General features: G+C 41.1%; 12 protein-coding genes. 5 read left to right on the forward strand and 7 right to left on the reverse strand.

Annotated features, from left to right (window positions below):
- The first annotated feature begins 165 nt into the window (after nt 1-165).
- A complete protein-coding gene (dgt, locus tag KQP93_RS19115) occupies nt 166-1,623 on the forward strand; it encodes a dGTPase (protein ID WP_217877399.1) in 1,458 nt (485 codons plus the stop codon).
- Nucleotides 1,624-1,732: 109 nt separating this feature from the next.
- Nucleotides 1,733-4,165 (forward strand): hypothetical protein, encoded by a 2,433-nt coding sequence (locus KQP93_RS19120; protein WP_217877400.1) that lies wholly within the window; start codon nt 1,733-1,735, stop codon nt 4,163-4,165.
- Nucleotides 4,166-4,564: 399 nt separating this feature from the next.
- On the opposite strand, the gene KQP93_RS19125 is transcribed toward KQP93_RS19120, so the two are convergent.
- The 3 genes from KQP93_RS19125 to KQP93_RS19135 form a co-directional block, all read right to left on the reverse strand.
- Nucleotides 4,565-5,257 carry a hypothetical protein gene (locus KQP93_RS19125; RefSeq protein ID WP_217877401.1) on the reverse strand — a complete coding sequence of 231 codons (693 nt, stop codon included), beginning with the start codon at nt 5,255-5,257 and terminating at the stop codon, nt 4,565-4,567.
- Between the two features lie 78 nt (nt 5,258-5,335).
- Complete coding sequence (locus KQP93_RS19130; RefSeq protein WP_217877402.1) at nt 5,336-6,646, reverse strand: BamA/TamA family outer membrane protein; 1,311 nt, start codon at nt 6,644-6,646, stop codon at nt 5,336-5,338.
- A 75-nt stretch (nt 6,647-6,721) separates the two neighbouring features.
- Nucleotides 6,722-7,630, reverse strand: coding sequence for a LysR substrate-binding domain-containing protein (locus KQP93_RS19135; protein ID WP_217877403.1), 909 nt, complete (start codon nt 7,628-7,630; stop codon nt 6,722-6,724).
- Nucleotides 7,631-7,743: 113 nt separating this feature from the next.
- Between KQP93_RS19135 and KQP93_RS19140 the strand changes: the two genes are divergently transcribed.
- The gene (locus tag KQP93_RS19140; RefSeq protein ID WP_217877404.1) at nt 7,744-8,049 is read left to right on the forward strand and encodes a hypothetical protein; all 306 of its coding nucleotides are present in this window, start codon (nt 7,744-7,746) and stop codon (nt 8,047-8,049) included.
- 368 nt (nt 8,050-8,417) lie between these two features.
- Here the strand turns inward: KQP93_RS19140 and KQP93_RS19145 are convergent, their stop codons facing one another.
- A complete protein-coding gene (locus tag KQP93_RS19145; RefSeq protein ID WP_217877405.1) occupies nt 8,418-8,699 on the reverse strand; it encodes a putative quinol monooxygenase in 282 nt (93 codons plus the stop codon).
- On the reverse strand, nt 8,696-8,917 hold the full coding sequence (locus KQP93_RS19150; RefSeq protein WP_054563225.1) for a DUF2798 domain-containing protein: 222 nt from the start codon (nt 8,915-8,917) through the stop codon (nt 8,696-8,698). Before KQP93_RS19150 ends, KQP93_RS19145 begins: the two co-directional genes overlap by 4 nt.
- 81 nt (nt 8,918-8,998) lie before the next feature.
- Between KQP93_RS19150 and KQP93_RS19155 the strand changes: the two genes are divergently transcribed.
- Complete coding sequence (locus KQP93_RS19155; protein ID WP_217877406.1) at nt 8,999-9,853, forward strand: LysR family transcriptional regulator; 855 nt, start codon at nt 8,999-9,001, stop codon at nt 9,851-9,853.
- Between the two features lie 288 nt (nt 9,854-10,141).
- Here the strand turns inward: KQP93_RS19155 and KQP93_RS19160 are convergent, their stop codons facing one another.
- Both KQP93_RS19160 and KQP93_RS19165 read right to left on the reverse strand, forming a co-directional pair.
- Nucleotides 10,142-10,867: a hypothetical protein gene (locus KQP93_RS19160; RefSeq protein WP_217877407.1), complete on the reverse strand. Its 726-nt coding sequence runs from the start codon at nt 10,865-10,867 to the stop codon at nt 10,142-10,144.
- Nucleotides 10,868-11,019: 152 nt separating this feature from the next.
- Nucleotides 11,020-11,892 carry a nuclease-related domain-containing protein gene (locus KQP93_RS19165; RefSeq protein WP_217877408.1) on the reverse strand — a complete coding sequence of 291 codons (873 nt, stop codon included), beginning with the start codon at nt 11,890-11,892 and terminating at the stop codon, nt 11,020-11,022.
- A gap of 359 nt (nt 11,893-12,251) precedes the next feature.
- Here KQP93_RS19165 and KQP93_RS19170 point away from each other — a divergent pair, with 359 nt between their 5' ends.
- Complete coding sequence (locus KQP93_RS19170; RefSeq protein ID WP_217877409.1) at nt 12,252-15,404, forward strand: DUF3427 domain-containing protein; 3,153 nt, start codon at nt 12,252-12,254, stop codon at nt 15,402-15,404.
- The last annotated feature ends 9 nt before the right edge of the window (nt 15,405-15,413 follow it).

A 15,413-nucleotide genomic window follows, 5' to 3' on the forward strand; every position in this document is an offset into this window, starting at 1 on the left:
GTAAAACTGAATAATATATGAATAAAGACCACGATTTAAAGTAATAACTTTAATAAAATTGAATATTTTAATTTAAGATACAAGCTGTTAGATTGAATTTAATAATTGGCAAAAGTTGATAACAACAAGCAAAAGCCCGATTTCACTGCTTTGTGGGAATAAAAAATGATCGATTTTGGTAAAAAAATAACGCCTGCGCGCGAAATGCGCTCTACCAATAATTTACACACTGCGCTTGAAAGTGATCGTGGCCGCATTATTAACAGCGCTGCAATTCGCCGTTTGCAACAAAAAACCCAAGTTTTTCCGCTTGAACGCAATGCCGCAGTGCGATCAAGACTTACCCACTCGCTTGAAGTACAACAAGTGGGCCGGTTTATTGTGCAAACCATTTTTAATAAGCTCAGTGATGCAAAACAAAAAGAATATGGCCTAGCAGGGCTTGAGCGACCGCTAGAAAGCCTAGTAGAAATGGCATGCCTAATGCATGACATAGGCAACCCACCGTTTGGTCATTTTGGCGAGGCAGCTATCAACCAGTGGTTTGAAAAGCACTTAGATGCACTGACTCCTGAGCGCTGTAAAGGCATTGGTATTAGTGTGATCTTTAAACACCTAGCCCAAGATATAAAAAGTTTTGAAGGTAATGCTCAAGGTATTCGCATAATTCATTCATTACTTTCACTAAACTTAACCTACAGCCAAAGTGCCGGAATTTTAAAATATACCCGCCCGGCCAGCATGGCAAAAATAGACAGCCCGCAAGATAAAAACTACTTAATGAAAAAAGTGGGTTACTACTTTAGCGAAAAACCGTTTATTGAAGCACTACAAACTGAGCTCGAAATTGAGCAATACTGCCGCCACCCTGCCAGCTACATTATGGAGGCCGCTGACGATATTTCGTATTGTTTGGCCGATATAGAAGATGCCGTAGAAAAAGGCATTATTAGTGTTGAGTCGCTTTGCGAAAAGTTAAAAGAGCAATACACCCGCACACTCACAAACCTAACCATAGACGATACCAAACACAGCGACTTTGCCGAAAAAGCCATTGATTATGCCTTGAGTAAAGCGCAAGAACAGCCGTACAATTTTAACAGCGAGTTTTTTATCTACCTGCGTGTGACCTTGCTACACCCATTAGTAAGCTATGCAGCAGAGCGGTTTATTAATAATATTGAAGCCATTTACCACGGTGATTTTAATCAGGCTTTATTAGAAGATCGAAGTCATCTGCACGCTGTTACGCTCACCTTAAAACAAGTGGCATTAAAGCATGTATTTTGCCACAAAGAAGTAGAGCGTTTAGAGCTGCAAGGTTACCGTATAATCAGCGGTTTACTTGACTGCTATAAACCTTTACTAGCCCTTGATGCTGATGCTTTTAAGCGCGTGTTAAAAGGCGATCAAAACTACTTAATTGAAACTCGTCTGGTTAAAAAGCTGTCTAATAAACATTTAAATAGCTACCAAAAAGCCATTGATGCCCTAAAAGCCGAACCGGATCATTTTGCCGCCTACGAGTTCTATTATCGCTGCCGCTTAATTCAAGATTACATAAGCGGAATGACCGACCAATTTGCTTACGACGAATACCGTGCGCTCATGGTAATTGATTAACCACTACGAATACGCTTAATTTGTTAACCAAATGTGGATAAATTACTCGTCTCAGCTTAGAATTAATTAACTGTTAGGTCATCGACTAAACCTTACTGGTCCGGAACTTATGCCAATTATAAAAACAACTTTTTTCTTATTACTCCTAAGCTTAAGCTTTACGAGTAAAGCGCAGTACAACGAAGCCATGTGTATTTTGTTAAAACAGCAAATGCACGAGTATCGCTTTAACACCAGCAATAAAAACTATCGCTCAGCTGCCAGAAACTATGAGAAAAACTGCAAAAATCCAACGCCAGTAAACAATGCAGCTGCTTTCGAAAAACTAGAACAGCAAACGAAAGAAACGGCCCCAGTTAATTCAACTGCAGCGGCTAACCCCAATGTACACTCAGGTGCAATTCTAGCCACGCCCGAAGAAACAACTACACAAGCCGTTGAGCAGCCCACTGAAATCATCGACCAGCAAATGCAGCTAGAGCAGTTTTCTGCTGAACCAGAGGTGCAAGAACCTAGTGCGCAGCAACAGCAAATAGAACCAAGTTCAACTCCTACAGAACAAACAGAAATGCCAGCAAAGGTTGACAGTATTACGATTTCTGATGCTCCTGCTGAACCTGTAGTAGAGCCAGCAACGAGCCCATTAATTGAAGAGCCACCTGTTGATACTCAAACTGAGCGTACTGATATTGAAAAACCAGCAGAGCCCGAAGCAAATGCAGAACCAGCACCGACACCTGCTCCAACACCAGCACCTTTTCCAGAACCTATCCCGGTAAACAGCGATAGCTCATCAAGTTCATTATTTATGCCAAGCCTAATTGTATTGTTGGTGCTACTTATTGCAGGTTTAGTGATTGTGCGAATTCGTCAAAGCAAAAAAGCTGACGAAGACTCAGAGCTAGAGCAAAGCTTGATGCAAGCCAAAGCATTAAAAGCCGCAACAGAAGCAAAAGCGGCCGCAGAAAAAGAAGCTGAAGAGCTAAAAAATGCAACAATGGCTGTGCTTAGTGAAGAACAAGAGCACTCGCATCAGGACAATTATCCGTTAGCTGACAATACCTTTTCAGCAAACCAAACAGAAAGTAATGACGAGTTATCTGCGCATATGCACTTTAATGCTCAGAATGATCATGCCGAACAAGAGCCAGTACAGCCTGCCCCCGCAGATGAATTTGCTAATGCTCACCAATTTAACGATCTTGAACTTGGCTACGACGAGAAAAACGCTAACGACGCTGATGACGACTTCTTAGATGAACAACGTGAGTTAGAACAAGAATTAAAACTAGCAAGCCTTGAATCATCATATAGCATCAACGAAGAAGCAGAGCCGCAAGCTGATGACGTTCAGCAAGACGAGCCTGAAACACAACCGGAATTAGAAGAACCGAGTTATACCGCTTCGTCATCATTTGGCTTTGACGAGTACACAAGCAAAGAGCCAGTTGAAGACGAGCCACTTCCAACGGAGTCAGAGCCATTTGAAGAGCCTAAATTCGAGGCCCCTAAAGTAACTGAACTTGATGAGCCAGAAATTGAAGAGCCAAGCTTTACTGCATCTTCATCATTTGGTTTTGATGAGTATTCAACAAAAGAGCCTGTTGCTGACGATGAGCCAGTGTTAACTGAGATCGAAGATCTCGAAAAACCTGAAATAGATGACCTTGAAAAGCCAGAATTTGAAGAACCAAGCTTTACTGCATCTTCATCATTTGGTTTTGATGAGTATTCAACAAAAGAGCCTATTGCTGACGATGAACCTGTTTTAGCCGAAATAGAAGATCTCGAAAAGCCTGAAATCGATGAACTAGAGAAGCCAGAAATCGAAGAGCCAAGCTTTACTGCATCTTCATCTTTCGGCTTTGACGAGTACTCAACAAAAGAGCCGGTTGAAGACGATGAACCTGTTTTAGCTGAGATCGAAGATCTCGAAAAACCTGAAATAGATGACCTTGAAAAGCCAGAATTTGAAGAACCAAGCTTTACTGCATCTTCATCATTTGGTTTTGATGAGTATTCAACAAAAGAGCCTATTGTTGACGATGAACCTGCTAAAGATGAAGTGCCTGAGTATGACTTATCTTCATTAATGGCTGATGATTTATCGTTTGCAGATCATTTCACTGAAGATGAGCAAACAGTCACCGCTCCAAGCACAACAGACGATCACGACGATATTAACGATGATGATTTAGCAAAAGCCTTACAAGCACTAGAACAAGAACTACAAGATGAACCCGCTTCATTTAGTTTAGAAGAGCCTTCACAGCCTGCGGTAGAAACAGTTGATTTGTCTGACGAACTGAGTGACGACGATAAACTTGAAGAAGCAGGCGAAGAGATAAATAAAGAGGCTGACAAAGAGCTAGAGCAACAAAACGATAACCCGAACAATCCATTTGCTAACTTATCACTTGATCCAGCCTGGGACCCAAATTCAAACGAAAAGCCTGTGATAGAAAGCAAAAACAAACAGCCAAAATCACAAGCCTTGATTGACGCAGAAGAACGCGCCAAACAGTTCAAAACGGATGAGTAGTTAAATACGAGTTTCGATTAGAAAGCCCGTAGGACTGGCTTTAGCCGGGAATGGTTTGAGTTAACGAGTTACAAATGTAAAGCTACGAGTTTCAAGGTGCGATTTTACATCGCGTCCTAACGCCTAGCGCACGAAACCTAGCACCTAGAACCTAATGTTTTCCCCGTAGGCGTGAAACTTGTTTCGCGCGTCTGAATGAAAAGGTTTACACGGATTATGTTGGGTATCGCTCCGCTCCACCCAACCTACCCTAAAACGAGCAGTTCAAATGCAGAGAAGAACGCACGACCTAACCAACCCCACAGTTCGACTGATATCTAACATCTGACCTCTAACGACTAAAGCAGCGATTTTACATCGCGACCTAGCGCCTAGTTCCTAGTTCCTTTCCCATTTGGCTCACTTCACCACTGGCCGTGGGCGCATTAACCAATGGAAAATAAATATCAAACCAAAGAACACCGATACGGCTAAAGCACACAACACAATAATATTGGTTGGTAAGAACGAATCTGTGCTGTAGCTGTAGCGCTTTAATTCTTGCTCGGCGCTTAACTTGGCTCGTTCGGCTTTGCTAGGTAAAACAAATTCGTGAAACGAGTCTGTTGGTTTTGCTTCTGTACGGGCAAGTTGCGCACTTTTTTGCTGCCATAACATATCAAATTGCTGAAACTGAATTTGCTTATTCTCAAGACACGACTCAAGGTTTTGTAGCTGTAATGAACGAGCAGCACAACGTGGCGGCATCACATAAAAGCGCTCCCATGCTGCTTGTTTACTGATGTAGGCTTGCTCAGTTAATGGCTCTGCCAAGCTGTTTTCAAGCTCAGTAATATCAGGGTTATACAAAGACGACTTTAGCTCAGCAATTTGCTCTTCACTAAAGCAAGTTTCAGATATTCGCGCCGACAAGCTTTGAATGCGCTGTTTATAGGCTTCAATTTTGTCGAGAAGATTGGTTTTACGCAGGGCTATTTGCAGCTCTATACGCTCGGCTTGCATGCTTTGACATGCATCTGAAGGAGTACTTTGCTGCGCCCAGACAAAAGCAGGCAACAACAAGGCTGTTGTCATTAAAATCCGTTTAATCATTAATTTACGTCACTGTAAAAGTTAGAGGTACAGATTATCAGTTTCTAGTAAAACTGCAACAAATCTGAGCCAAATTCACTAAAAAGGCTGATCTATCATCACCCAAAAATTGGCCCCTTCTTTTGAATTAGCAAGCTCTGTTCGAACGACTAATCCCGACATTATAGCTCTTAGTGAAACACCATAGTCATAATGGTAGTCTTGCCATAATGTATCCAAGGTTAAATGAGACGACACACGACCAGCTTCAACAAAGCCAACTAACTGAAACCAATCCAGCTTCAAAAACTTTAGCCAATTTACATCTGCTATTGGATTATATTTTAGGGTATAGCGATATTCGAATGCCCCATAAATAGCGGCTTTGTCATGAAATCGATAAAAATCATAACCCCGTAAACGCTTAAATCCTCCTAATGTAGCGCCTTCGTTGTACGGTGCTGCATCAGAGATAAACTTAGTGCCATCAAGAGTGTGATTTACTTGCCAGCTGGGTGAATAAGCAGCCCAAAAATTAAATGCTAAAATACGCTGATGAGCAAACTCACTTGCCCCTAAAGAAATAAACTTACTGCCATTAAACTGCCACAAATCCCAATCATAAATATCGTCACTCCCTGGCATTGATTGGCTATAGGCAAGATACTGTCTGCTTCCGTAACTTGGGTTAGTTGCAAAATCGGTGTTGTCATAGAGCAGACCAAATTCCATTGCTGAAATACTGCCATCTTGTGTACCCTCATTAAATTCAAAGCTTTGCGAGCGCCTAAAATAGCGTGCAGTTGCAACCATTACTCCCGATTCCAACGGGTTCCACTGTGCCCCGCCCGATGGCTCAGAAACCAACAAGCCGTTTTTAAGTTGGTAACGCACCATACCTGTTTGTGATGTTGCGCCAAACGGTAAAGCGTATTCGATGCGGGCATCAAACCAATTCGAGCTTCCGTCGGCTTCTAAATACACCTCGTTTGAAGAGTCATTACTACCGGGGAACACAGCGTTGTCAGCAATGGGCACTTTATGCCCTCCGGTATAAGCTCGCTGATCAGGAAAATACGCAGCCATGCCACTGGCACTAAAATACCAGCGTTCTGAATCTAACACCTTATAGTTAAACAGGCCTGCCCACGCGCCTTCGCTCACATCACCTTTAAATGCAGTAGCGCCAACGGTCATTTGTGGTTGATGGTAACCTTTGATCATGCCACCCACACCAAAGTTAAGCCCCATGGTATCGGTGCTAAATAAGTAGGGAAGCAGTAAAGACTCGTGCTTTTTATTCGCGCTCTCAACACGCTCAATACTTGCTTTTACACGGGAAATATCAGCATTGGCCGTTAGGCTTGCAGCCACACAAACGCCACAAAAAATAACTTTAAAGTTAAGCATTACTAGCTCCTTTAGTAAGCGACTTAAATAAGCATAGCTGGTGCTTAAAAACTTTAAAATGATTTAACGCAAATGTTACTGATGAAGTTGATAAAACTGCTGATCATCTAAAGCAAATTGAGCAAGCAACCAATCTTTAAACAGCTGCACTTTTTGCCATTTAAAATGTTCGGGCGGCGCAGCAAGGTAGTACTTATATTGGCAGTGATACTCATAGTTTGGATAAATCTCTAGCTGACCAAGTTGCAGTTGAGTTTCGATTAACCGCCGCCTTACCATTGCAATACCTTGCCCTGCTAACGTGGCTTGAATAACCAGTGCAGCGTTATCAATTTCAAGTGCGGGGAGCGCATCAGGGCTTACAGCTAATTGCTGAGCCAAAGTTAACCAACCACGCTCAGCATCTGGGCACACATCTTTAATTAGTTTTTGCGCCAACACCTGCGGTTTAAGAGGTTTATTATCATCAATAGCACCGGGTTTATAAGCCAAAAATAGGCTGTCGTCGCTGATGAGCTCACTGTGCAAATCTGGGTAGGCACCTTTTCCATATCGAATACCTAAATCAACCTGCCCCGCTGAAAAATCAGCAAGTTGATCGCTTGGTTCAATACGCACTTTGATATTGGGGTATTTGTTTTGAAAGTCGCTAATACGGCCCAGTAACCAACCACTGGCGAACGAAGGCAGCACGGTTAAGTTTAACGTATTCGGGTGGTTATCTTGGCTAACAGCCTGCACACCTGCCTGCAAATGACTAAATCCCTTAAGTATATGGGGTAATAGCTGTTCGCCTTGGCGAGTCAACTCAACATAACGGGTATGGCGAGTAAATAAGTTGCAATCAAGCTGTTGTTCTAACAAGCGAATTTGTTGGCTAACCGCAGCTTGGCTAACAAACAATTGCTCTGCCGCAAGCTTAAAACTACCTAACTCTGCCGCGTGCTTAAAATACCAAAGGCTTTTTAATGGAGGTAACTGCATACGCACTTATGGTTAATAAAAACTTAAGCATAGGCAATTTTTAATCGTTTGTCAGTAGTGGTTACACGAGTAATACTCATACAGCCAACCGCGACAAGACAAGGACAACTACCATGAAATACCTAGTTATTTTATTAATTTTATTTACCACAAGCTTTAGTTATGCCAACCAACCCGTAATTACTCAGCTTGATACCGATGAAGGCTACCCTTATAAAAACTTAATTCAAAAAGTAGAACGAGTAGAAATTCGTTATGTAGAAAACAGCCATTCGGTGACCTGCAAAGTCAATGTGCAAACACTACATAACCAATACATGGGCAAAGAGCAAACAGTCTCAGCCAAGCTATTTGCAAAACGCCCAATGGCCGCGTGTTTAACCCGCGAAAAAGCCAAGCAAATCCTGCATATGCTGTAACCATTTCAACCTTGTAAACTAGGCTACGAATAGCAGTACTTCCCCAGTAGCCTAGTTTTTTTAGCTGTCGGCGTGACGAGGTTTGTTTAAATGTAGAAACGAACCGTTTGCTGGATCTTTTTTCGAACCACAGAGGATATAGAGAGCACAGAGGAAGACAAGGAGTTCTCTAAAGCGCAGCGCCTCTTATCCTCTTTGTGAGTATTGGTTTTTCTCTGTGCAGCGCGAAGCGCCTCGGTGCCCTCTGTGGTTCCAATATCTTTATTCACAAAGAGAAGTGAATGAGAAGACAACGAGATACTAATTAAGCCAATTAGTTATTTTCCTCTAAAGCGCAGCGTCTCTTATCCTCTTTGTGAATATTAAATCTAACACTCCTCCACTTTCTCTACCTCAACCGGCTCCGCCAAGGCATTTTCATAAAACGCGAACACCGCTTTGGTATAAGGCTTAGCATAATGCTCATCAAGGGCGGCTTGCGATTCAAACTGCTCAACTAAAAACAAACAACGCTGCTCTTTACTCGCAAACAATTCAAAACGATTACAACCCGGCTCTGCACGAGTGGCTGCTAATATGCCTTGTAAACGCCCTTTACAGTCGTCAAATAATGCCGCCTTTGGGGTAACTTTTGCCACGATATTAATCATACTGATTCCTTACTATATAACTTTAAAACCAATGCCCGAATTGGCGGGGCAACCGTAAAAGCCACCACGAACGCAGCAGGCCACGCATTGGCAAACGCCTTCATCCAACTAAGAAAAAATGTATCGCTCAGTCCTAAGTTGACATAAGTGACCCATGCCGAAAGTAAAAACGACATTAAAAACGAAAATGCCGCAGTAAAAGTAAAATGAATTTTCATATGTCCTCCTTGGCGTTACTATATTTGCACAGGCCAAGTGGCAACAGTCACGAAAATGCAAACTAAGATTGAGGGAGTCGTATGCTGGATGATCTGCATTTATTTATTGAAATAGCGCGCCGTAAAAGCATGAGCCAAACAGCAAAAGATTTAGGACTGAACCTATCAACCTTATCAAGGCGCATTCAAGCATTAGAAGAAAAACTCGCCGAGCCATTACTGCAACGCACAGCCCGAGGCATTGTGTTAACCGCCAAAGGCGAATCTCTGTATAACGAATTAGGCGAACAAGTGCTTGCTCTTAACAGCCAGCTTGAGCAATTAAATGACTCACCCGCCGCAAAAGAGTTTTACCTGTTGTGCCCACAAAACATCATTGCGGGCCCACTGATGGGGGCAGTTAATCAGTTTGCGATGGAAAACCCTGCGCTAAACCTCCACATTTACCCAAGTAATGCCAACAGCCAGCTAAGCCAAAAACGTTTTGACTTAGCCATTCGCATAGGCGAACAACAAGACTCAAGCTATTTTCAAAAGCGCCTAGGCATGATCGCTATAAAGCTGATTAAAAAGAAAGATGCCCCAACATCAAGGCTGATATTGCCCTATTCAGAATCACAACTCCCCAGCGGCTTACTTAACAAACTAAAAACCGAGTATGAACATATAAGCTTTTGCTTTGATATTACAATCGCCAGAAAAATGGTTGAAGCAGGCTATGGCATTGGCTTACTACCCATGAGCGAAATTTGCTGTATAGACGACACCAGCAACTTTAGTTATGTCGATTCCCCCCACAGTATTCCCGCAAGGCCAATTTACGCCCTCTGGCCACATTCACGCACGCCATCAGCGAATGCCCAATTGTTGATAGAGCAACTCCAAACCAGTATTGCAGACTCACCAAGCTTGCAAGGAGAGGTGTTGAAACTGTAGTTGCGAGATGCGAGTCATTGTAGGTCGGGCTTTAGCCCGTCTAATAACTCAATAATAAGGTTTATAAATACACTTTTAGCAGCAATTTCACATCGCGTATTAAAACCCTATCACTCTGTCACCATAAATGACGACACACCGTAGGTCGGGCTTTAGCCCGTCTAATAACTCAATAATAAGGTTTATAAATAAACTTGTAGCAACGATTTGATATCGCGTTTTAAACCCCTACCACCCTGTAGCCATAAGTGACGACATCGTAGGTCGGGCTTCAGCCCGTCAAATAACTCAATCTTTAAACCAACGATAAAGACCAAACACAAACAACATGGCCGCAATACCAGCCAAGACTAATTGCCAAATTTTAAGGTCATTCAACTTTGTAAATTGCGGACTGACACTCTCATCTAAAGGCGGCGAAGCTTGCTTTATTGGCCGTTCAATTACCGGGTCATTCATTACAACTTTGTTTGGTTTTTTATTTGCATTAATTTCTGTAATGGTCGGCTTTACTGTAATAACTACATCTTTGTATTCTGACTTTTGTTTACCGCTCCAAGCCGATTCAAATAGCGCCTTTTGCTCAGCTTTATTTTCGCTACACCATACAAAATCAGCTTGCTGAATATCTTTCGCTCTACAACGATCAGGTAATTGATAAAATTGCCCCCAAGCATGGCGCTTTTTATCGTCATTATATGAATTTGAATACACCGTAGAGTTATGTACTTTGGTGTTTAAAAGTGCGCTAGGGTTCGAGCGATATGTATAAGTACCGCCATTACCAGAACTTCTCTTTGGATGTTTGCAGTGCCTCGCCAGCAGCGTAAAAAGCTCATCTAAACGTTGATTCCAACGTTCACCTTGCCTAGCCGTGTAGCTACGATTCATTCTTTTACGAATGCCCTCGCGCTCAGCCTCAATACTATCGCAGCGACTTTTTGAATATTGCTCTTCAGCAACCGTGTTGAAACTCGCAAGCAAAGTAGCGAGTAATAAAATCCATTTATTCATAACATTACATCGGTGTAATTTGGTTGTAATTACTCCCTATGTGTTAGCAAGGGAGGTATTTATTCGATAAAAGCTAGCTAAAACAATTGCTTTAGAAAACTTTCGATGCAAATTGCCTACTCAAACTAAGCATTAAATTTAGTCTCTATCAATTAAACCTTAGAAATATTTAAGCTTCTTTGCACAGCTTGATAGCAAATAGCTTTTTGCATAGCTCCATCTATTTGGTTTTGGCGCATCGACAATATAGTTTTTGCTAACTGTCTATGGGAAACAATAGGAAATGGTGGTCGCTGCTTCAACTCTATAAACCAACCTGGAAAGCACAATATTGGGGTTATTTTTGTTTGAAAACCAGTTGCTTCACTTAACCATTTATAAACCCAATTTGCTTGTATTTCTGCTTGTTCAATTGGCTTGTTTTCATTCCAAGATGGAAAGGCAAGTAGATTATTTTCGAATCGGACTTTGTAGTTTGTATCATCTTTAACGCGCTTATGCCTTCCTTTTGTTTCAATCGCAAAAACACCATTAGGCCCAATAACTAAGTGATCAATATTAAACCCATCAGCTTGAATATCATGAAATATTTGATACCCATGAGATTGAAGCTCAATTAATTCAGATGCAACAGCTAACTCAGCGTCTCGCCCTAGTTTTAGTTTAATTAACTGGTCTGATTCAAACCACGATTTTCTGGCGGTGTAAATTAAACCGATAATAATTACAATTATAAAAAAGTAGTTCAATTGACCGCTTGCCAACATTTCGGTAATCCCTTTGAGGGCAAACGGCATTGTAATAATCAATGCAGCTAAACCTATGTAACCAACAACATTAAAGACCTTATCGTTTACTTGATCGTTAAGTGTTTGTGCGGCTACTCGAGTAAATTTTTTTCGATCTACAGGTAACTTGGCTTGCTTCTGATGAAGCCATACTCTTAAAAAAATAACACCTAATATTGAATATATTCCTCCTATTAAAAATAAGAGGCTGAGTCCTTGTGCTATGAAGTTATCCATTTCAGGTCCTTGTTCTGTTAACTCCCTCTTTATACATCAATTATTTAATAATGTCGCGTTGGCGACGGCAACCAAAGAGAAGTAAACGCCGTCTTCTCTTTGGAATCTCTCGGCGCCCCAAGGTTCACACTGTTCCCTCAATTTGAATTAATTAAATGAACGTAAACAGCGTAGATAGGCCATCCGTGGCCAAGCTACGCTTTTTTACAGCATCCATGCTGTTAATTACTCATAATTAATTCAATTTCGGGTGTGAACATGGGGAAAACCTCAGCAATCGCCTGCAACTGAACAATGAGTTATTTCTTGTTTTCATTAGCTATTTCAGTAAACTGGCTGTAAATAACAGGGAGTGGTTTATGGAACAGGTTGGCATTTACGAGCAGCTTATTACTCAAGTGATTGAGCAGAATTTAGATCGTAAGCAATTTTATGTAGGAGAACGCCAACTAGAATCTGCCGAAGCCGCAACTTGGTTAGCTCGATTTTTAGGGAAATTAGTCGCACATGCGATTGATGCCATCCCCAACTCTAAAGATCGATTAAGCGAACAAATTGATTTAGCTAATAACTTAGTTTTATGGCTTAAAGATCATATTAAAGACGATGAGCTAATCAATGAAAACCTCATAGATAGCCAAGGTAAAATACTTACAGCTCTATTCAATACAGAAAACCCTGTAGCAACTAATCTCAAAGACTACTCAAACAGTATTTTCCCACTAACAGGTCTTACGCAAAGTGAGCTATTTAGTGGCGCAAATGCTGGCCTATCTCTTGAGGCTGAGCTTAAGAGAGAAATTAAATCAGCTGATACTATTTATTGGCTCGTTTCATTTATCAAATGGACTGGACTGCGGATATTTAAAAGTGAGCTAGAAGCCTTTACAAGAAAAGGTAATAAGCTAAAAGTAATCACCACCTCATACATGGGTGCAACAGACGCTAAAGCAGTTGAGTTCTTAGCTAGCTTACCCAACACTGAAGTAAAACTAAGCTACAACAATCAACAAGAACGTTTACACGCTAAATCTTACTTATTTATGCGTAACACAGGTTTTCATACAGGCTACATTGGTTCATCAAACTTATCACATTCAGCACTCACCAGCGGCCTTGAGTGGAATTTAAAAATCACCGCGCAAGAAATACCGCATATTATTGCTAAAACCAAAAGCACCTTTGAAACCTATTGGCAGTCGCCAGATTTTGAATTATTTAGCGGCAAAGTTGAATGCAAAGAAAAGCTAATAAACTCACTTAATGAACAGCGTGGTAAAGGCCAATCAAGTAACCAGTTTTATTTTGATATCACACCAAAAACTCATCAATTAGCTATTTTAGAAAAACTAAGTGTTGAACGAAGTGTTCACGATCGATTTAGAAACTTAGTGGTGGCTGCAACAGGCACTGGCAAAACCATCATATCAGCATTCGATTTTAAAACCCTGTATGACAAAAAACCAAATGCCAATTTTTTATTCGTCGCGCATCGAGAAGAGATCCTCACTCAAGCACTAAGTGCCTATCGTGGTGTGCTAAAAAATAACGATTTCGGCGAGCTTTGGGTCGGTAACTATAAACCTCAAAGATACAACCAGCTATTTGCCTCAATTCAGACTCTTAGTAATCAAATCGACAACATGAAGTTGAGCGCTGATTTTTATGATTACATTATTATCGATGAAGTACATCACGTAAGCGCAGCAAGTTACCGCGGTATTCTTAGCCACTTTAAACCAAACATTTTATTAGGCTTAACTGCCACGCCAGAAAGGCAAGATGGTGCAAATATTTTGGAAGATTTCTGTGGTGTAATTGCAGCAGAGATCCGCTTACCAGAAGCAATAAATCAACGCCATTTATGCCCATTCCAATACTTTGGGCTTGATGATGATATAGATTTAAGCAAAATAACTTGGCGTGGCGGTCGTTATGATATTAGCGAATTGAGTAAGCTTTATACGGGGGAGAACAATCGCGCTAATAGAATCATATCGTGCCTCAATGAAATCGCCACAAATATTCACACAATTAAATCCTTAGCATTCTGTGTTAGCCAAGATCATGCTGAGTTTATGGCTAGTAAATTTAACCTTGCAGGTATAAGTGCAGACGTACTTACTAGTAAAAATACTCATGAGCGCAGTCACAAACAACAAGCGCTTAGACGAGGTGAAATAAAGATCCTCTGTGTAGTGGATATTTTTAATGAAGGGGTCGATATCCCTGAAGTTGATACTTTGCTCTTTTTAAGACCAACCGAAAGCTTAACGTTATTTTTACAGCAGTTAGGACGAGGCCTGCGTTTACCTGACAATAACCAAAAACAATGCTGCACCGTTCTCGATTTTGTTGGTAACGCTCGCCCAGAGTATGACTTTGCTAATAAGTTTCGAGCTCTAATTGGCAAAACTAACCAGTCAATAAAAGAAGAAATAGAAAATGACTTTCCGCATTTGCCGTTGGGTTGCAGTATAGAGCTGCAAGAACATACCCAAAAAGCAATTTTGCGTAATATTCAACAGGCAACTAATAGCAAAAGGCGCTTGCAACAGCTTATAAGTAGCTATTCACAACATACTAACGCCCAACTATCTCTAAGTAACTTTTTAACCATAAACCCTCAAGTGACGTTAGAAGATATTTATAAACCGAAGGAAAATAAGCTCGGTGGCTGGCACTGGTTAAAAGGTGATGAAATACCAGTAGAGCAAGTCGATATTTACGCTGCGTATTATCGTGCAATAAACACTCAGTTACTTAGTTGCAACTCACTGAGCTATTTGAGCTTTTTACGCGATTTATGTAACAGCGACTTTACCATTGAAATAACGCCTAAAAATCAACAATTCGCTCTAATGGCTCATTACAATTTTTGGGATAACACTGGCACAAGTCTGGGGTTTAAATCTCTTAAGCAAAGCTTACAAGCACTAAAAAACCCACTATTACAACACGAGTTATCAGGAGTGATTACGTTTTTAATTAATCGAATTCACCAACAAGAAAATGATTTAACGTGTCTCCCTAATCACGCAATAAAATTACACAGCCGTTATACACGCCAGCAAATATTAGCTGCATTTGGTGCACATACGTTTGATAAAAAATCGACTGCACGCGAAGGCGTATTAGAGTTCAAAAAACAAAATTTAGAATTACTTTTTGTAACTCTCAACAAATGCGAAAAAACCTATTCGCCAACAACGCTATACCATGACTATGCAATCAGCCCTACTCTGTTTCATTGGCAAACGCAAAACAGCGCACGACCAGAACACGGTAGAGGGTTAAGTTATATTCAGCACCAACAAACTGGAAAAACAATCTTGCTGTTTGTGCGGGAACAAAGCAAAGACGAAAACGGTAGAACAATGGGATTCGTTAACTATGGCGAGGTTAAATACCAAAGCCACAATGGCAGCCAACCAATGAATATTACTTGGGAGCTAACAAACCCCATGCCATGTGAAATGTGGCATGAGGCAGGGAAGTTGGCTGTAGGTTAAAACCTAAGC

Origin of the sequence: Pseudoalteromonas shioyasakiensis (assembly GCF_019134595.1) — a bacterium.
Classification (GTDB): domain Bacteria; phylum Pseudomonadota; class Gammaproteobacteria; order Enterobacterales; family Alteromonadaceae; genus Pseudoalteromonas; species Pseudoalteromonas shioyasakiensis_A.

Bases quoted from the DNA above. Each gene is read 5' to 3' on its own strand.
- dgt (WP_217877399.1), top strand. From the start codon at position 166: ATGATCGATTTTGGTAAAAAAATAACGCCTGCGCGCGAAATGCGCTCT.
- KQP93_RS19120 (WP_217877400.1), top strand. From the start codon at position 1,733: ATGCCAATTATAAAAACAACTTTTTTCTTATTACTCCTAAGCTTAAGC.
- KQP93_RS19125 (WP_217877401.1), bottom strand. From the start codon at position 5,257: ATGATTAAACGGATTTTAATGACAACAGCCTTGTTGTTGCCTGCTTTT.
- KQP93_RS19130 (WP_217877402.1), bottom strand. From the start codon at position 6,646: ATGCTTAACTTTAAAGTTATTTTTTGTGGCGTTTGTGTGGCTGCAAGC.
- KQP93_RS19135 (WP_217877403.1), bottom strand. From the start codon at position 7,630: ATGCAGTTACCTCCATTAAAAAGCCTTTGGTATTTTAAGCACGCGGCA.
- KQP93_RS19140 (WP_217877404.1), top strand. From the start codon at position 7,744: ATGAAATACCTAGTTATTTTATTAATTTTATTTACCACAAGCTTTAGT.
- KQP93_RS19145 (WP_217877405.1), bottom strand. From the start codon at position 8,699: ATGATTAATATCGTGGCAAAAGTTACCCCAAAGGCGGCATTATTTGAC.
- KQP93_RS19150 (WP_054563225.1), bottom strand. From the start codon at position 8,917: ATGAAAATTCATTTTACTTTTACTGCGGCATTTTCGTTTTTAATGTCG.
- KQP93_RS19155 (WP_217877406.1), top strand. From the start codon at position 8,999: ATGCTGGATGATCTGCATTTATTTATTGAAATAGCGCGCCGTAAAAGC.
- KQP93_RS19160 (WP_217877407.1), bottom strand. From the start codon at position 10,867: ATGAATAAATGGATTTTATTACTCGCTACTTTGCTTGCGAGTTTCAAC.
- KQP93_RS19165 (WP_217877408.1), bottom strand. From the start codon at position 11,892: ATGGATAACTTCATAGCACAAGGACTCAGCCTCTTATTTTTAATAGGA.
- KQP93_RS19170 (WP_217877409.1), top strand. From the start codon at position 12,252: ATGGAACAGGTTGGCATTTACGAGCAGCTTATTACTCAAGTGATTGAG.